Below are 17,450 nucleotides of genomic sequence, written 5' to 3'. Positions count from 1 at the left end.
GTCGCCTTCTGCGGGCGGCAGAAAAACACCAGCGTCATCGGCAGCCCCGCAGGCTGGCACACAAATCGCTCCGACAACAGTCCGACCGACCGGCTCCGCCACCAGTGCGGCGGCGATTGTTCGGCGTCGTGGCGATGGCCTTCGTCGCGCTTTTCGCCGTCAGTGTCTCGCTCCCCGCTCTCGCTGTGAAACCCGGCCCGGCCGCGGCGAATCCACAGAGCCAACTGGCCGCTGACTCACCCCAGGTCGTGCCCATCAACGAAGCAGACACCGTCAGCGTCCTGCGCGACGGTTTCACCGTGGGACGAGTGCAGAAGCCGTAGCCAGGCGCCTATAACCAAAGGTCGAGCAGCTATGTCAAGGACGTGACTTTGCCAGTTCGGTGGCCGTTCACAGTCGGGGTCTTCATCACGACGGACCGCGGTCCGCGCGTGCCGCCCTGCGACGGCTGCTCGAGCTTCAACAAGGGCCTGGACATGAATCCCGGCGTGAACACTCCCAGCCAGGCAGTCGCGGACGGCATCGTGAAGGACGTCTCGGCAACCGACGACAGCGGACTCGGCGTGTACGCCATCATCGAGCACATGATCGACGGCCGCCTGGTCAGAAGCCTCTACGCCCATATGTCGGAAGGCACCCTAGCTCTCGAAATCGGGCAACCCGTACTCGTCGGCCAGCTCGTCGGCAACGTCGGCAGCACCGGGCAGAGCACCAGTCCACACCTTCATTTCGAGATCCTCCTCGGCGGTTCAAAGCCGACGGACCCATTCGCCTGGCTCACAGAGAGAGTTCGCCCCAATGACGCAAACTGAATCACGACCTCGACACCCGCTTCTCCCGAAGTGGGCTGGAGGGATGGTGGCCACTCTTTCCCTCCTCGCCATCATCGGGGTCGCGCCGCGTGCGGCGGCAGCCGAATACCCGTCATGGTCAGACGTTGAGACCTCCCGTACAAACGAGACGGCGAAGCAAACTCAAATCACAGTGCTCAAAAACCTCATCGCCGGGCTGACGACCGAGGTGGCTGCGGCCCGTGACCTGGCCACGCGCCGTGGCGCTGAATACGAGCACGCTCAAGGCGCATTCGACGAGGCCACCTACCGTGCCACGACGCTCCAGGGCCAGGCCGATAAAGCGACCCAGCTCGCCAACATTTCGCAGCAACAAGCCGGCCGATTGGCGGCTTTGCTGGCGCGTGCGAGTGCCTTCGACCTCTCGATGAACATCTTCCTTGAAGGAGAAAACTCCGACGCGCTGCTCTACCAGCTCGGCGCCATGAGCAATCTCACCGAGCGTTCAAGCAAGATCTATGACCAGGCAGCAGCAGACCGTAACTCCGCGACCTCCCTGACCGACCAGGCGAATGTTGCACAGAAGGAGCTTGGCGCGTTGGCCAAGAAAGCGGAGACGGCTCTGACCGATGCCACCACCGCCAGCACCGCCTTGGAGACCAAGCTCACCGAACAAGAACAGAACTCGGGCACCCTCCAGGCTCAACTGGCGGTCCTGACCGAAAATCGTGCGGCAACAGAAGCTGACTTTGCCACGGACGAGGAAGCACGACGATCGGCGGCGGCGGCTGCGGCGGCCGCCGCTGCAACCGCTGCCCCCAGCACCGGCGGTGACGCTGGGAGCGCGGACCGCGATCTCGGTCAACTCAGCGGCCAGGGATGGGCGCTTCCTGTGTCTGGATGGATCGGCGACTCCTTCGGCCCACGAGCCTCCAAACCCGTTGACGGTGTCGGAGCCTTTCACTACGGCACCGACATCGCTGCCGGGTGCGGGCAGGCGGTCTCGGCGGCCACCGGCGGCACCGTCATCTACTCCGGTTATCTCGGCAGTTACGGCAACTGGGTTCTCCTCGATCACGGCAACGGTGTGCAGACCGGCTATGCCCACAACAGCCAGATCCTTGTCGGCAATGGCCAGAGCGTGGCCGCCGGCGAGACGACCGCCCTCGTCGGCACGACCGGGGCGTCCAGCGGTTGCCATTCGCACTTCGAGGCTCGGGTTGATGGAGCGCGCATTGACCCGGCACCCTTCATGAGCGCGCGAGGAATCACCCTTGGCTAGCCCCAGGCGGGCGTCCCGAAAACGCGCGGCAGCATCAGACGGGCCCTCCGCCAGCCCCACAGCAATACGCGCCATCCACACTCAACTTACGAAAGATCTCCCCGCTGATGAACATTCATGCCCGCATCCCGAGCCCCGATGTCAGGTCCATCCAACTGGAGCCGATCCTGCTCCACTTCTACGCCCTGTTCATCCTCGCGGCCATCGCAGCCGCCCTCATTCTGACTTCCCGGCGGCTCACCCACCGTGGTGGAGGACCCGGAATCGTCCTTGATTTCACCTTGTGGGCAGTCCCTTTCGGGGTCATCAGCGGGCGGCTCCACCATGGGGCCACCCATCCGACGGACTATTTGTGTCCCGGAGCCAACTTATGGACGACCCGAATTCGAGGTGCTGGGCTCCGCAGGCTCGACCCGGGGTCCCCGTTCACACTATCGATGCGCCGGCTAATGCCTGATACTGACCACAACACCAAGCCGGTCATCAACGGCGTCGCTCGCCTAACCGGCGTTGCCGTGGCGACCGTCTCTCGCGTTGTCAACGGATCCGCGCGGGTCAGCACAAGCGCAGCCGAAGAACTCGTCACCTACCTCCTGAACCTCGGCCACTCGCAAGTTCATTACGCCAACGCTCCCCCACAGCAGGAAGAAGACGACCGAGGCGCGGGCTGGCGACGTGCTCTCCGCACCGCCGGGGTGGTCCCACCCGAGGTCATTCACGCCAGTGGAGACCCCCACTCAGGACGAGAGATCGGCCGTCTACTCGCGAAGATCGGTGAGATCACAGCCATCTTCTGCGGCAACGACGTCCTGGCGATAGGGGTCATCAGCGGCCTCGCCGACGGTGGCAAGTCAGTTCCGGTTGGCGTGAGCGTCGTGGGAGTCAACGACCATCCGCTCGCGAAGATCTGGTTGCCCAAGCTGACGACAGTGAACCAAAGTTTCGCGAATCTCGGATCGCGCGCCCGCGAGCTACTCCACGGGTTGATCGATGGCGGAAGCGTCCAGGCGGTCACCCCCGCCGTCCAGCCAAACGTCGTCATTCAAGACAGTGCAGCAGCCTCCAGGAGCCGTCGTCGGCCGTAGGGTGAACGCTCAGCCACGCTTAACTACTATGGTGAATAGTAGTTTGGGATGCGCCCGACTGGTATTGATTGGAGCTCGTTCATGGGGCAGGTCTTGCTCTCGACAACGATCCTGGCAGCGTTTCTCGGCGGCGGCGTGGCCCTCCTGGTCCCATGCTGCGCCTCCGTCATGTTGCCGGCGTTCTTCGCTTCCAGCTTCCGCAGCCGGAGCCAGATCCTCGGCATGACACTGGTGTTCGCCGCCGGGGTCGGCACCATCATCCTCCCCATCGCCTTGGGCGCTGCGTTCCTCAGCCGCATTTTGTTCCAGTACCATTTTGGGAATTTTCAGTGTCGTCGGTCTCGCGATGGTGGCAGTGGGCGTTGCCACCCTGGGGGGCTGGAAAATGACGCTATCGATGCCTTCTGGACGCGGCGGCGGAACGGGCATCGGCTCGGTGTACGGACTCGGAGTGTTCTCCGGTGCCGCCAGCGCGTGCTGCGCCCCAGTCCTCGCCGGAGTGGCGGCGCTCTCCGGTGCCACTTCGTCTTTCCCGGCCGCCGCCGCAGTGGGCGTCGCCTACGTATTCGGGATGGTCGCTCCCGTGTGCGCCTTGGCGTTGGTGTGGGACAGAAAAGACTGGGGAGCCAGTCGCCTGCTCGCGGCCACGACCATCCCGATCGGGCCCGGGGCCCGGTGGCGGTTGCCCGTGGGAACAGTGCTCTCAAGCGGGTTGATGATCGCCATGGGCGTGCTCACCGTCGTCCTCGCAGTGCAGGGACCGGGCATGGCACCGGACGGGTGGCAGGTTGAACTTGCCGCAGCACTGGGGCACTGGGCCGCCGTCATCCAGCAGTTCCTGGCCTTCATTCCAGGGTGGATATCGACGCTCGCCGTCTTCGCCGCTCTCGGCGCTTTGGTCTGGACGGCGCTGCGCAGCCGAAAGCACGCAGCCACGCCGACCGCCTCCGGCAACCGACCCGACCAGGCGCATACGCGCACCCAGACAGAGGAGTCACAGTAGTGGCATCACGGAAGAAAGGCCGTCCGGGCACATGCCTGCAGTCACGCGCCAGGAGCACCGGGTTGCGCCGGGCAACGATGATAGTGGGCATCATGGCGGTTGCGGCAGCCATCCTGGTGGTCATGGAAAGCACTTGGAACGGGACCCCCACGGCTGTGGAAAACACCGCCTCCGTCAGTTATGCCGTGGGTGCTCCCGGCCCGGGCGCGGAAGCCCCCGACTTTTCTCTCGCTTCCACGGCCGGGGGGACGGTCAATCTCAGCGACTACCGTGGCGAGTCCGTCCTGCTCTTTTTCCATGAGGGGATCGGGTGCCAGCCGTGCTGGGACCAAATCCGCGATCTGGACGCCGCCGAGACCGAGCTGCAGTCCGTCGGCGTCGATCAGCTCCTCAACATCACCAGCGGGCCGGTGGACCTGATCGCCCAAAAAATGGCCGACGACAAGCTGACGGCGGTCGCTTTGGCCGACATCCGTCTGGATTTCTCAGTGACTTACCAGACCAACAAGTACGGAATGATGGGTGAATCCCGCAACGGACACAGCTTCATCCTGGTTGGGCCGACGGGGGAAATTGAGTGGCGAGCCGACTACGGCGGCCCGCCTAACTACACCATGTACGTGCCGGTAGACGAGATCCTCACCCAGATGCAGGCTCTCCGGACCGACGCCTGATGCGAATCACCGTACTGACGCAAGCCTCGTGCCACGCCTGCGATCAAGCCAAGCTGGTACTGTCCCGACTCGCCGCGGACTACTCCTTTCAGGTCGAGACGATCGGCCTCGACACCGATGAAGGCCGGGCTCTGGCCGCTCGGAACGGCATCATCTTTGCCCCCAGCATCCTGATCGACGACGTCATGTTCAGCTACGGAGGCTATCGGAGAAGAAGCTGCGGCACCACCTGTCCCGCCCCGACGTAGCCGCCCAGGGGCAGCCGGGCTCGAACGGCAGCTCACAGGGCGTTGCCGTACATCACAATGCAGAACAGCAATAGAGAGGACCGTCCAAATGGAACACCCGAACACAGAGGACAGAGCACATCGGCAGGCGATCGTTGCGGCCGCACGAGCGGAGCTGAAGCGGGGCGAGCGGCGTCGGAGGTTCTGGATCTACGGCTTGGGCACCGTCGTCGCAATCACCCTCGTGGCAACCGTTGTCTCCATCTTCATCGTCAACCAGAAAGACCAGGACGCGGCCAGATCGGCAGCAGACAAGCCAATCAGCGGCGTGGAGAGTTCTGATGGATTGAGCCGCGACCACGTGGTCAACGAGGTTGCGTTTCCAACGCTTCCCCCCGTCGGCGGAGAACATTCCGCCGAGCTGACAAACTGCGGCGTGTATACGAAGCCGGTAGACACCTGGCGGGCCGTGCACTCGCTCGAGCATGGCGCGGTGTGGGTCACCTACCGATCCGATCTGCCGCAAGAGCAGATCGACACTCTGACGGCTGATGCCGAGTCGAACCCATACGAACTCTTGAGCCCGTATCCCGACCTCCCCGCCCCGATTATCGCCAGCGCCTGGGGAAAACAACTGCAACTGGACAGCGTGGATGACCCGCGCCTGCAGTTGTTCCTGCAGACCTATCTACAGGGGCCACAGACACCCGAACCCGGCGCACCCTGCTCTGGTGGCGTCCAGGGCTGATCGGCACAGGAACCCGCGGGCGCAGCAGGGACCGTACGTTACTATGGAAGGTAGTTGATTAGGGGTTTTCGTTTCCATTAGAGCGTAGAAGGGAGCAATCCATGGTGCGCCCACTCGGCACGCTGGAACAGCACGTCATGGATCGCATCTGGTCCTGGGGGCGCCCGGTCGCCGTTCGCGAGGTGCTGGAGGATCTCCAACGCGAGCGCACACTCGCCTACACAACGGTAATGACGGTTATGGACAACCTGCGCCGCAAAGGCTTGCTGACCCGGGAGAAGGACGGCCGTGCGTATCTTTACCGACCTGCGCAGACTCGTGAGCAGCACACTGCCGCGTTCATGGGGGAAGTCCTTGCCGGAGGAGCTGACACTTCGGTGACACTTTTGCACTTCCTCGACCATATTCCGCCAGAGGAAGTCGCCAGCCTCCGTCTTGCCCTTGACGAGCACCTTCAGGGTCGCACAAGCACCGCGCCATGATTGCTCCAGCTGTTTTGACGGTCCTCGCCGTGATTCTGGCCGTCCTGGGGCCGGCCCTATTGCGCCGGATGTCGTGGCTCGAGCGGTCTCCCCGGATCGGGATCGCTGCTTGGCAAACGCTGAGCGTCTCAATTGTTTTGGCGGTGCTGCTTGCCGGTTCGAGCCTGGCCATCCCCGCGATTCCCTGGACCATCAACCTCGCCGACTGGATCCGAACCTGCGCGATGGCCCTCCTCGCGCAATACTCCACGCCAGGCGGTGCCGTGGTCAGCGCCACCGGCGCTGCCGCCGCAAGTGCCATCCTCGTCCGGGTCGCCTATTGCCTGGCCGCGGACCGGGCAATCGCAGCCCGTAACAGGAAAGTGCAACTGGACGCCCTGGCCCTCATTGCGCGACCCCACCTCCGATACGACGCTCTCGTCGTCGACCATCCGGCCGCCGCCGCGTACTGCCTACCAGGCAGGATTCACCAGGTCGTCTTGACCAGCGCCGCCCTGTCGGCGTTGGATCACAATCAGCTCCTCGCCGTTCTGGCCCACGAAAGGGCGCACCTGCGAGGACGCCACGACCTCATCCTCGCGGCATCCGACGCGCTGCAGCATGCGTTCCCCCGCGTCACAGCGTTTCGAACCGCACGCAGAGAACTCGGCCGGCTCGTCGAGATGCTGGCCGATGACAGTGCGGGCAGACACAGCGACCGGACCACAGTGGCCACCGCCCTGGTGCGCCTGGCTGAACACGGTCTGACCCCGGCGGCGGCCCTCGGCGCTGGGGGAGAGTCAGCTTCCAGCCGAGTCAGGAGACTCATTTCACCGGTTCGGCCCCTCGGCGCCGGGAAGACAACCGTCGCTGCTTTGGCTATGGGATTGTTGATCGCATTGCCCTTGTTCCTCGCCATCGCCCCCGCATCCGCAGCGGGAACAATGGACCCGTGCCCGGAGGACGAGCAGTCCTTGACCATGTGATCGACGCTGCGCATTCCCCCGGAAGCCCGGATCTCACACTGCAACCGCACTGACGGCCATCGAACAAGTGTTGAGGCTGAAAAAGAACCTCAATTCGGCAGATGCAGCGTGTCCACCTCCGCGCGCAGTGTGGTCAACTCCATTTCATCGGCCGCCGACAGCGACTTCGGCGCATCAGCTGTCTTCTTCCCTCGCATCATGAACCACATCATCGAGCCCATAGCCACTGGGCAGGCCAGGAGGGCCAGACCATAGAGCGCCGTACTCACCGTGACGCCTCCGGGCTTTTATTGCCAGCCTCCGACGAAGCGTCGCCAGCCGGGTGATGGGCCATCATCTCTTCGTGCATTTTCGCCATGCCGGGTACACCGGCCGTCATGTCAGCCGTGTCGGACATCCCGGCCATCATCTGTTCGTGCATTTTCACCAGACCGGGTGCTCTGTGCATCGCGGCCATGTGTCCGCGGGCGCTATCCTCGGCCTGACCCGCCGGGGCCGGAGGGCTGCTGCCCTCGGCCGCGTAGGCCGGAGCGACGGTGCCTGCTGCAAGCAACGCACCAGCGGCCAGGGAGATGATCCAGATTCGTGAGCGCATGAGCGCCTCCTTCTTTGTCTACTATCTTTCATAGTAGTCGCCGGGGTTGGCTCCCGTCCCAGTGAACCGCGGTCACACAGGAAAGTCCCTGTCAGCGGTCCTTGTTACTTTGCTTCAATGACGCCCATCATCCCGTTGTCCTCGTGATCGAGGATGTGGCAGTGATAGACAGCCCGTCCGGCGAAGTCGTCGAAGGCAACGCGGACCTTCACCCGCCCCGCTGCCGGAACGTTTAGGACGTCTTGCCAAACCACAGACTCGACTGCCCTGCCATTTTCCTCAACGAGCTGCATTGGCCACACGTGAAGATGCAGGGGGTGGTCCATCTGGGTGGGGTTGGTCAGGGTCCATTCTTCGATACTGCCGGACTGAACCGTGGTGTCCGTTCTAGCCGCGTCGAACACCTCCCCATTGATGGTGAAACTCATCATCGAGCCGCCCCTCATTCCGCCCATGCCCATCCCGAACGTGAGCTCGCGACGAGCCGTCACCGGCCGCGAACGAAGATCGGAGGGCGCGGCCTGCTCGGGGACTGCGGACAGAGCAGTAACCGCATCACCGGACACCGTCAGCGTCGCCACTGAAACGCCGCGAGGGTTGGCCTGAGCGTCCTGTCCGCTGGGTCCAGCGCCGCCGCCCATCATCCCGCCCATCATTCCGTTCGCGCTGCCGCGGTCGTAGGGCAAGGCCTGGAAGATGGACGTTCCTGCGATAGTGGAAACGAGCAGGTCCGCTCGATTGCCGGGAAGCAGCACCACCTCGTCGACGTCGCCGGGGGTCTGGAACCGCCCGGAGTCGATGCCGAGAAGTTGCAGCTGCTGCCCGTCAAGGCGCAGCCGCAGATACCTGGACACACAGGCGTTGACGATGCGCCAACGTTCGCGTTCCCCCGGACGGGCGGTCATGACCGGATTCACCTGCCCGTTGACCAGAACGAGTTGTCCTTCCCGTCCCGCCGTCTGTTCCATCGGCGTGACGGGAGGGATGCGGCCCAGGCTGTCCAGTGTGATGTCTGAGATGACGAGCACGCGCTCTCGCGTTGCCCTGATAGGCGTGGGGTCCTCGACAATGATGGCCCCGTAAAGGCCGCCGAAGACCTGATCGGCGACGAACCCGTGGTAGTGCGGGTGATACCAGTACACTCCCGGCGGGTGATCAGGCGGCAGCTGATATTCGTAGTCGAATGAGTCTCCGGCCTTCACGGTCACGAACATGTTGTCGCCGTTGTCCGACGGAGAAACATGCAATCCGTGCACGTGCAGGTTGCTCGGATCGTTGAGGCCGTTGTGCAGGCGCACACTGAGCGTGTCGCCCGCCTGAACGCGTAGGGTAGGCCCCGGCACGCCCCCGTTATAGCTCAGCACGGTGGCACCGCGACCGGAAATCTTCACGTCCCCCGGTGCAGCATCCAGGCGTACCTTGAGGCGGCCATCGGCGCTACGCAACTCGGGCGGCTGAACCAGTGGATCCCCGGAGGGCGCCCCAAAGCCTGAGCCGGTGGCCAAAGGCGATGCTGTCTGCTGGCTCCAGAGAAGTCCCGCTCCCCCGGCAACCGTGCTCGCCAGCCCGAGGCCACCGAGCGTGAGAGCGCTTCGACGGCTGAGAGGCTTCACCACTTATCCTCGCCCAGGACTGCGCGCTGTTCGCGGTACTGCTCCGCGGTCAGCTCACCCCTGGCGAAACGTTCATCCAGTATCTGGCGCGCGCGGCCAGGCCCAACCTCTCCCCCCTGCTTCGGCCCGACACTACGATCTCCAGAAAACAGCCGAACCATGAGCACGACCAGCAACGAGATACCGACAATTGTCAGCAGCCCGAAGAGCCAGTACAGCCCCATACTTCCTCCATAGCCCCACATCATGATCCGACTCCTTCGACTCATATTTCGAGAATAGACACTGCCGCAAGCATACCCCTTGGGGTATTTTGGACAATCAAACGGCGTGCACCACTCCCCTTTTTCAGGCGGTGCATCCTCCCGGAAGGGGTAGTCGTTCAGTGCGCCTCAAGCCGTCACGGCGAGCAACGAACGACAAGCGAGCCGTGAGCCGGTAGACGCATTCCGGAATACTATCTATCCTAGTAGCGTTGCCTGATTAACGACCCAGAGGCCCTACGACAGCCTCCCACCGAAGAGGTGGATCGCCCCGATCATATACCCCCCATGGGTATAGGGTGAGAGTGTTCGACACGGAAATTGTCGCTGTGAGGCCGATTCTTCAGAATGGAAGATTCACATGACTCAGGAAGCCGAAACTACTGTCCTCGAAGTGCGGGGCGTTCAATGGGCATCCTCGCGAGCGATCGTCGAGTCGGTGCTCGCCCGCCGCCCCGGCGTGTTGAGCGTTGATGCGAATCCGGTAGCGCAAACCGCGAGCGTGACCTTCGATCCCAGGCAGACCTCCGTCACTGATCTGGCGGCATGGGTCCGGGAATGCGGTTACCACTGCGCTGGACGCTCTGTGCCCGATCACATCTGCGATCCGATGGCGTCATCCGTCACCGACCACACCGAACATGAAATGAAGACCGGACAACCGCCTCGAACCATGCAGGAGACCATGGGGCATGGTGGCGCGCACGGCGACATGTCCATGGCCGGCATGATCCGGGACATGCGCAACCGGTTCATGGTGGCGGCGATCCTGTCGGTTCCGATCACCCTGTGGTCGCCGATCGGCCGGGACGTTTTCGGTTTCGCGGTTCCTGCCCCGTTCGGGCTGCGGGATGACGTTTTCGCGTTGATCCTGTCTCTGCCGGTCATTTTCTATTCGGCTTGGATCTTTTTCGATGGGGCCTTCCGGGCGCTGCGGGCCCGAACCCTGGACATGATGGTTCTGGTAGCCGTCGGTGTTGGAGCGGGCTGGCTCTATAGCCTGTCTGTCACCCTTACCGGTGGTGGGGAAGTTTTCTACGAGGCTGCGACCGTTCTGACCAGCTTCGTCCTCCTGGGCCACTGGTTTGAAATGCGTGCCAGGGGCGGCGCAAACGACGCCATCCGTACGCTGCTCGAGTTGGCACCGTCGATGGCATTCGTCATCCGCGACGGGGAACCGGTTGAGGTCCCGACCGCGGAGGTTGTCCCGGGCGACCTCCTCCTGGTTCGGCCCGGAGCAAAAGTTCCAACTGACGCCGTCGTAGAAGACGGTGAGTCCGACATCGACGAATCCATGGTCACCGGGGAGAGCCTTCCCGTCGCCAAGAGCATCGGATCGACCGTGATCGGCGCCACAGTGAACACCACCGGAACCCTTCGTGTGCGGGCGACCAAAGTCGGCGCCGATACCGCACTCGCGCAGATCGTGGCCCTGGTTCAGGAAGCACAGAACTCCAAGGCCCCCGGACAACGGCTAGCCGACCGCGCGGCCTTCTGGCTTGTGCTCGTGGCCCTCATTGGCGGCAGCGCCACCCTGGGTGCGTGGCTCTTGGCCGGCGCGAGCCTTCCTACCGCGATCCTCTTTGCGATCACCGTCGTCGTCATCACCTGCCCGGATGCGTTGGGCCTGGCGACACCGACCGCCATCATGGTCGGCACCGGTCTGGGCGCCAAACGCGGTGTCCTCTTTAAAACTGCGACCGCGTTGGAGACTTCGGCTCGCATCGACACGGTCGTCCTGGACAAGACGGGAACTCTGACCAGGGGCGAACCAGAGGTGACGGACTTCATAGCTGTCGGGATGGATGAGGTCGAGTTGCTGGCCCTTGTCGCTGCAGTGGAACGGGAGTCCGAGCATCCGCTCGCCGCAGCCGTCGTCAGTTACGCCGTCGGGCGCGGCGCGAAAGCGTTGGAAGCATCTGCGTTCCGCAATGTTCCGGGACATGGTGCCGGCGCCACAGTCGCAGGACGCCAGGTGTTCGTCGGCAACCGCAAACTCATGGTTGCCCAGGGCATCGATATTGATCCGGTGTCCGCCCAGCGTCAGACGCTGGCCGCGACCGGACGGACGGCGGTCCTCGTCGCCGTCGACGGGAAGGCCGCTGGGGTCATCGCCCTGGCTGACGCCGTTCGACAGACCGCGGCGGCCGCCGTTGTCGCTCTTCACGAAACGGGCATCGAGGTCGTCATGCTCACCGGCGACAATGAGGCGACCGCGCAGCGGATCGCATCCATGCTCCACATCGATGTTGTGATCGCCGAGGTGCTCCCGGAAGACAAAGCCGCGAAAATCAAGGAGCTGCAGGCCTCCGGCAAACGAGTCGCGATGGTCGGCGACGGAGTCAACGACGCTCCGGCCTTGGCACAGGCGGACCTGGGCATCGCCATCGGGGCAGGAGCGGATGTCGCCATCGATACGGCGGACGTGGTCCTGATGCGGTCCGACCCCCTCGACATCCCCATCACCCTGCGCATCGGGAAAGGCACCGTGCGCAAGATGCGCCAGAACCTCGGCTGGGCGGTCGGCTACAACGCGATCGCGCTTCCCATTGCCGCGGGCGTTTTCTTTCCGACATTCGGCATCCGGCTCAGTCCGGAAATCGCCGCCATCTCCATGTCCGGCTCTAGCGTCATCGTCGCGGTCAACGCGCTGCTGCTCAAGCGGCTGCGCCTCCCGCGACAGCCCGAGAGCACATCGGCCACCACCTTGACTGATGGAGCAGGGAATGACGTCGGAGTTTCAGCCTGATCTGGCGGCGGCGCGCAGGGGTACCACGACCGCGAATCTGGCTCCCTGCCCGGTCCCTCCCGACGAGGCCGTCACGTCCCCGCCGTGCGCACGCGCTATTTCCCGGGCGATCGTGAGACCGATCCCTGATCCGGCGGAGCGGCGGGCCTGTCCGGGCACACGGTAGAACCGCTCGAAAACACGGTCTGTGTCCTCCTCGGCCAGGCCCACTCCCGTGTCGATCACGACGACCTCACCACGGCCGTCGGCGCCGTGCGTCGTGATCGTGACCGCACCGCCCGCCGGGGTGGCGAGCAGGGCGTTGCCGAAAAGGTTGGTCAGAACCTGGGTGATCCGGTCCGGGTCCACGTGCACGGGCAGCGGCGTGGCGACGTTGAGTGTCAACGTCACGCCCGAATCTTCGAATTGCGGAGCGAGCCGGTTGGCCGTGCGGCGAGCAAGATCGGCCAGGTCGGCATCGACTGGATGCAGGTCGAGCCGCTGTTCTTGAGCGCGCGACAGGCTGGACAGGTCATCGGAGAGGCGGTGCAGGCGGCGCAGTTCCCCGCTGAGGGAGGCGAATGTGTCGGGGCTGGCGGTGAACACGCCATCGATCAGCCCCTCGACGTAGCCGTCCAGAACGGTCAGTGGGGTTCGCATTTCATGCGCAACCTCCCCAAGCAGCCGGGTTCGCCGGGACTCGGTATCGGCCAGGGCCTGGGCCAGCGTGTTGACGTCGGTGGCCAGCGCTGCGAGTTCCGGCTCGGAGGGGACGGGAACCCTGCCTCCGTATTTTCCGGCAGCGATCAGCTTGGTCGCGGCCCGCACAGCGTTGAGGGGGCGAAGTAGGCGCCCCGTGACTGCCGCGGCGACGAAACCTGCGGCGATGACGCTGGCCAGTACCCCGACGATCAGCGAGGTCGTGAGCGCGGATAGGAAGGCGGAGCGCACGCTGGTCGCGTCCATGGCCCCCATCGACATTCCGGTGCCCTCACTGTCCATCATCATCCCCAGCCGGTCTTCGAACAGTCGAGGAGCAAGCAGCGAGATCGTCAGATAAGCCACCACGCCGCCGACCACGGCAATAGCGGCATAGGAGATGAACAGGCGCAGCGAGAGGCGCATCTTCATCTGGGCCCGGCCACAAACTTGTAGCCCACGCCCCGCACCGTGGCGATCAGGTGTGGATCGCCGGCATCGTCGCCGAGTCGTGCGCGCAAACTGCGGATGTGGACATCGACGACCCGTTCGTCGCCGTAGAAATCGTAGCCCCAGACTTTTTTAAGCAGTTGTGCCCGGGAAAACACCCGCCCGGGCTCGGTTGCGAGTGCGGTGAGAAGGTCAAACTCCAGGCTCGACAACCCCACGGAGACTCCATTCGCCTCAACCTCTCGGTGGGCGGGTTTGATGGACAAGCCATCGAAGCGAAGCAGGGCGTCTCTGTCGGTCCGCTCATCCCGATTGTCACGACGGAGCATTGCCTTCACTCGAGCCGTCACCTCGCGCGGGCTGAATGGCTTGGTCACATAGTCATCCGCACCCACACCGAGCCCCACGAGCTTGTCGACCTCCTCCGCCCTGGCCGTGACGAGGATCACGTACGCGTCGCTGAAGCCTCGCAACTGCCGGAGAACCTCCAGCCCGTCGATCCCCGGCAGCATTACATCCAGCAGCACGAGAGCGGGAGGGTCCTTATGGAGTACCGCAAGCGCCTCGGCGCCGTCCGCGGCCTCCGCTACGTCATAACCTTCCGCTTCCAGGTAGCCGCGCAGGACCGTCCTGATCTGCGCCTCGTCGTCGACAACCAGGACCTTTTGCATCGCTCAACCCTTTTCTTCTGATTATCGCCGTCCGGCGGCACGGTCTCTGCACTGCGCCCCAGGGACTCGGCGAGGGAGGACCTCCTCAGGCCTTACCTCTCGAGCACCTGCAACCGTTCTCGGTATTCCGTTTCATTCAATTCACCCTTCGCGAAGCGATCATCGAGTATTTGACGCGCTTGACTGCGCTCGCCTTGTCCGCGGGTCAGCGGAGTAGTCCCGCGGAACCCACCGCGTTCAGTTCCGCCATCAAAAGCCCGCACGACCCAGACAACAAGGAGGATGACTGCGACGAGCATGAGCAGCCCTACCGGCCATCCCCACGTCATGTTGTATCCGTTTCCCCACATCATTTCTTCTGCTCCTTCAGTTCGTGTTTATTTTCGTACATCCAGGCAGCCCGTGGACCGGTCTGCCTGTTCAGGAGACGGTCAGGTCGTCGCCATTCCCAAGCCCATCCCTGTGCCCGTCCCTGCGCCCGAGTGCATACCGACTCCCGAACCCATGCCCTTCCCCTCACCTGGGGTGTGGGTCGCGTTCAGCATCGGGTCAATGCGGCTCCTCATCTGTTCTACGGCTGACTCCCTGTCATCAGATGACAGAGTGCTGTTGGAGTCGAGCGTGGTCCTCTGCTGTGAGACCATTGCATCTTTGAGCCCAGAAACCGATTTGCCCTGGGCTTCAGCGACATCCGCGAGGGACCCACCCGACTGCAGCCGGTCCTGCAGCTCCGTCCGACTCAAGCCGAGGTAGCTCGCGATCGCGACCATGGGCGAACTCTGCCCGAATGCTATGCCGGCCAAGTGGCCTGACCGGTGGTCGCAAACTGACGACGAGGTCGTCGATGGTGGCTGGGAAATGGCCCCATCACCGGTAGATGCCTGCGCCGCGGCAACACCGCCCGTGACAAGCGCTCCGACAAGCCCGAGTCCCGCAATACCAGCGGTCATGTTCTTCCGATTGAATTTCATCAGTCTCAACACCTTTCACGTTCAGCCACCAGGTTGGTGTCTACACACCAGCATGCAGACCGCGCATGAAGCTCCAGCCCCCGAGCATGTGAAAGTTTGATGAAACGCGCTGGCCAGGCTCATACCAAGCCGCAAAGCGCATGCCGACGGTTGTTATGCGTCGCTTCCTGATACCGACGGTGCGGCAAACCATCCGTCAACTGTTCGAATCATCGTCTGAAAATCAGATTGTCCACCGCATCCGGACGAGCCAGGAAAGACATCGCAGTGTGCACCTTGGCGGCGCGGGCTGAACGCCGAACGGCGTCGAGTGTCAGCCCGGTTGCGTAGTGACGAGAGCGAATCAACCCGGGCAGCGCCGCTGTAGCCCCGCATGGCGCTTGTGGTATTGGTTCTGGACACCGGGCCCGTTTCGGGCCCCAAAGATGAGCGATGGGTGATTTCACCGCGGAATCCTGCACCTGCTACTGCTGGGGTACCTGGACTCGAACCAAGAACAACTGAACCAGAATCAGTCGTGTTGCCAATTACACCATACCCCAATGCCTGTTCCTCAGAACGGACCGACTCGTAACTCTAACCCACTCAGAGGGCCGGGACAAACCCAGGGCCGAAATCGCCGCCGGCTCGAGCCGATTGCCGGGGCAGACCCCGAGGGGCCCGGCCCCGCGCGGCCAGTCACTCGAGAGTGGTGGCAGCCAGACGTGCAAGACGCAGCACGGACTCCGCCTTGCCCAGGATCTCCATCGACTCGAACAGCGGCGGCGAGATGCGCCGGCCGGAGACCGCGACCCGCAGGGGGCCGAAGGCCACGCGCGGCTTGAGCGCGAGCCCGTCGATCAGCGTCTCGGTCAGGGTGGTGTGCACGCGGTCGTGCGTCCATTCCGCTTCGGGAATGTCGAGCAGCGCTGCCGTGGACGTGGCGAGGATCTCGCGCGTGTTCTGCGGGAGCGAGGCGAGGGCATCCGGCTGGTAGGCCAGCGAGTCGCCGCCGATGAACAGGAAACCGAGCATGCCGGGTGCCTCGCCGAGCAGGGCGATGCGTTCCTGCACGAGCGGTGCGGCGGCCTCGAGAATAGCCTGCTGCACCTCGCTGAGTGGTTCGGTCACGTCGCCGGCGGCCACCAGGTACGGGATGACCCGGGCGGCGAAATCGGCCGGGTCGAGCAGCCGGATGTGGTCGCCGTTGAGCGACTCGGCCTTCTTGAGGTCGAAGCGGGCCGGGTTCGGCAGCACGTCGACGACGTCGAACGCGGCGATCATCTCATCGATCGTGAACACGTCGCGGTCGCTGGAGAGGGACCAGCCGAGCAGCGACAGGTAGTTGACCAGTCCCTCGGGAACGAAGCCGCGGGCGCGGTGGTGGAACAGGTTGGACTCGGGGTCGCGCTTGGAGAGCTTTTTGTTGCCCTCGCCCATGACGTAGGGCATGTGCCCGAAACGCGGCACGAACGTGGCCAGTCCGATGTCGATCAGCGCGTGGTACAGGGCGATCTGGCGCGGCGTGGAGGAGAGCAGGTCTTCGCCGCGCAGCACGTGGGTGACGCCCATCATGGCGTCGTCGACCGGGTTCACGAACGGGTACAACGGATGCCCGTTGGGCCGCACGACGACGAAGTCGCTGAACGAGCCGGCCGGGAAGGTGATCTCGCCGCGAACCAGGTCGTCGAAGGAGATGTCCGTGTCGGGCACCTTGAGGCGGAGCGCCGGCGAGCGGCCCTCAGCACGGAAGGCCGCCTTCTTCTCATCGCTGAGGTCGCGCTCGAAGTTGTCGTATCCGGCCTTGGGGTCGCGGCCGAGGGCGACGTTTCGCACCTCGATCTCCTCGCCGGTGGCGAAGCTCTCGTAAAGGTGACCGGACGCCTTGAGCTGCTCGATCACGTCACGGTAGATGTCGTAGCGCTCGGACTGGCGGTAGGGAGCGTGCGGTCCGCCGACCTCGACGCCCTCGTCCCAGTCCAGGCGCAGCCAGTGCAGCGCGTCGAGGAGCTGCACGAAGCTCTCCTCGGTATCGCGGGCCGGATCGGTGTCTTCGATCCGGAAGATGAACGTGCCGCCGGTGTGCCGGGCGTAAGCCCAGTTGAAGAGCGCCGTGCGGATCAGGCCGACGTGCGGCGTTCCGGTCGGCGAGGGGCAGAACCGAACGCGAACGTCGGTGCCGGTGGCAGTGGAAAACGGGTGCGCAATTGTCTCAGACATCATC

General features: G+C 64.0%; 19 protein-coding genes, 1 tRNA gene and 1 pseudogene. 12 read left to right on the top strand and 9 right to left on the bottom strand.

The annotated features are described in order from the left end of the window. Nucleotides 1-116 precede the first annotated feature (116 nt). The 11 genes and pseudogenes from CXY81_RS13340 (at nt 117) to CXY81_RS13290 (ending at nt 7,257) form a co-directional block, all read left to right on the top strand. Nucleotides 117-323, top strand: coding sequence for a hypothetical protein (locus CXY81_RS13340; RefSeq protein WP_104195132.1), 207 nt, complete (start codon nt 117-119; stop codon nt 321-323). A gap of 48 nt (nt 324-371) precedes the next feature. Then, nucleotides 372-812: a M23 family metallopeptidase gene (locus CXY81_RS13335; RefSeq protein WP_104195131.1), complete on the top strand. Its 441-nt coding sequence runs from the start codon at nt 372-374 to the stop codon at nt 810-812. A gap of 43 nt (nt 813-855) precedes the next feature. Then, nucleotides 856-2,073: a M23 family metallopeptidase gene (locus tag CXY81_RS13330; protein ID WP_158252069.1), complete on the top strand. Its 1,218-nt coding sequence runs from the start codon at nt 856-858 to the stop codon at nt 2,071-2,073. 107 nt (nt 2,074-2,180) lie between these two features. Beyond that, nucleotides 2,181-2,345, top strand: a pseudogene (locus CXY81_RS17085) (prolipoprotein diacylglyceryl transferase); the annotation flags it as partial. A 177-nt stretch (nt 2,346-2,522) separates the two neighbouring features. Then, nucleotides 2,523-3,158, top strand: coding sequence for a substrate-binding domain-containing protein (locus CXY81_RS13325; RefSeq protein ID WP_233194187.1), 636 nt, complete (start codon nt 2,523-2,525; stop codon nt 3,156-3,158). 397 nt (nt 3,159-3,555) lie between these two features. After that, nucleotides 3,556-4,161, top strand: coding sequence for a hypothetical protein (locus CXY81_RS13315; protein WP_146067701.1), 606 nt, complete (start codon nt 3,556-3,558; stop codon nt 4,159-4,161). Nucleotides 4,162-4,253: 92 nt separating this feature from the next. Continuing rightward, nucleotides 4,254-4,835: a redoxin domain-containing protein gene (locus tag CXY81_RS13310; RefSeq protein WP_199183063.1), complete on the top strand. Its 582-nt coding sequence runs from the start codon at nt 4,254-4,256 to the stop codon at nt 4,833-4,835. After that, nucleotides 4,835-5,083: a glutaredoxin family protein gene (locus tag CXY81_RS13305; RefSeq protein WP_199180986.1), complete on the top strand. Its 249-nt coding sequence runs from the start codon at nt 4,835-4,837 to the stop codon at nt 5,081-5,083. The genes CXY81_RS13310 and CXY81_RS13305 overlap by 1 nt, the downstream gene beginning before the upstream one ends. 88 nt (nt 5,084-5,171) lie before the next feature. Then, nucleotides 5,172-5,810: a DUF3105 domain-containing protein gene (locus CXY81_RS13300; protein ID WP_104195127.1), complete on the top strand. Its 639-nt coding sequence runs from the start codon at nt 5,172-5,174 to the stop codon at nt 5,808-5,810. A 101-nt stretch (nt 5,811-5,911) separates the two neighbouring features. Further along, nucleotides 5,912-6,292, top strand: coding sequence for a BlaI/MecI/CopY family transcriptional regulator (locus CXY81_RS13295; RefSeq protein ID WP_104171636.1), 381 nt, complete (start codon nt 5,912-5,914; stop codon nt 6,290-6,292). After that, entirely contained in the window at nt 6,289-7,257 is a 969-nt protein-coding gene (locus tag CXY81_RS13290; protein WP_104171635.1) for a M56 family metallopeptidase, read from the top strand. The genes CXY81_RS13295 and CXY81_RS13290 overlap by 4 nt, the downstream gene beginning before the upstream one ends. A gap of 89 nt (nt 7,258-7,346) precedes the next feature. Here CXY81_RS13290 and CXY81_RS13285 read toward each other — a convergent pair whose 3' ends face one another. The 4 genes from CXY81_RS13285 to CXY81_RS13270 form a co-directional block, all read right to left on the bottom strand. After that, nucleotides 7,347-7,526, bottom strand: a complete 180-nt coding sequence (locus tag CXY81_RS13285; protein WP_104195126.1) for a hypothetical protein — start codon at nt 7,524-7,526, stop codon at nt 7,347-7,349. Then, the gene (locus tag CXY81_RS13280) at nt 7,523-7,852 is read right to left on the bottom strand and encodes a hypothetical protein (protein WP_104195125.1); all 330 of its coding nucleotides are present in this window, start codon (nt 7,850-7,852) and stop codon (nt 7,523-7,525) included. Before CXY81_RS13280 ends, CXY81_RS13285 begins: the two co-directional genes overlap by 4 nt. Nucleotides 7,853-7,956: 104 nt before the next feature. Further along, a complete protein-coding gene (locus CXY81_RS13275) occupies nt 7,957-9,465 on the bottom strand; it encodes a multicopper oxidase family protein (protein WP_104195250.1) in 1,509 nt (502 codons plus the stop codon). Next, a complete protein-coding gene (locus CXY81_RS13270; protein ID WP_104171632.1) occupies nt 9,462-9,713 on the bottom strand; it encodes an SHOCT domain-containing protein in 252 nt (83 codons plus the stop codon). The genes CXY81_RS13275 and CXY81_RS13270 overlap by 4 nt, the downstream gene beginning before the upstream one ends. 376 nt (nt 9,714-10,089) lie before the next feature. Between CXY81_RS13270 and CXY81_RS13265 the strand changes: the two genes are divergently transcribed. Beyond that, a complete protein-coding gene (locus tag CXY81_RS13265) occupies nt 10,090-12,477 on the top strand; it encodes a cation-translocating P-type ATPase (RefSeq protein WP_104195124.1) in 2,388 nt (795 codons plus the stop codon). Here CXY81_RS13265 and CXY81_RS13260 read toward each other — a convergent pair. The 5 genes from CXY81_RS13260 to gltX form a co-directional block, all read right to left on the bottom strand. Then, nucleotides 12,469-13,587 carry a cell wall metabolism sensor histidine kinase WalK gene (locus tag CXY81_RS13260; RefSeq protein ID WP_104195123.1) on the bottom strand — a complete coding sequence of 373 codons (1,119 nt, stop codon included), beginning with the start codon at nt 13,585-13,587 and terminating at the stop codon, nt 12,469-12,471. The two genes, CXY81_RS13265 and CXY81_RS13260, sit on opposite strands and share 9 nt — an antisense overlap. Next, nucleotides 13,584-14,276, bottom strand: coding sequence for a response regulator (locus CXY81_RS13255; RefSeq protein ID WP_104102914.1), 693 nt, complete (start codon nt 14,274-14,276; stop codon nt 13,584-13,586). Before CXY81_RS13255 ends, CXY81_RS13260 begins: the two co-directional genes overlap by 4 nt. A 92-nt stretch (nt 14,277-14,368) precedes the next feature. Continuing rightward, complete coding sequence (locus CXY81_RS13250) at nt 14,369-14,629, bottom strand: SHOCT domain-containing protein (protein ID WP_104195122.1); 261 nt, start codon at nt 14,627-14,629, stop codon at nt 14,369-14,371. 1,088 nt (nt 14,630-15,717) lie between these two features. After that, nucleotides 15,718-15,789, bottom strand: a tRNA-Gln gene (locus CXY81_RS13240). A gap of 136 nt (nt 15,790-15,925) precedes the next feature. Then, nucleotides 15,926-17,446 (bottom strand): glutamate--tRNA ligase, encoded by a 1,521-nt coding sequence (gltX, locus tag CXY81_RS13235; RefSeq protein ID WP_104195249.1) that lies wholly within the window; start codon nt 17,444-17,446, stop codon nt 15,926-15,928. Nucleotides 17,447-17,450: the final 4 nt, after the last annotated feature.

This window comes from Cryobacterium sp. M25, assembly GCF_002929635.1.
GTDB lineage: Bacteria > Actinomycetota > Actinomycetes > Actinomycetales > Microbacteriaceae > Cryobacterium > Cryobacterium sandaracinum.
This window is presented reverse-complemented; position numbering and strand designations above follow the sequence as displayed.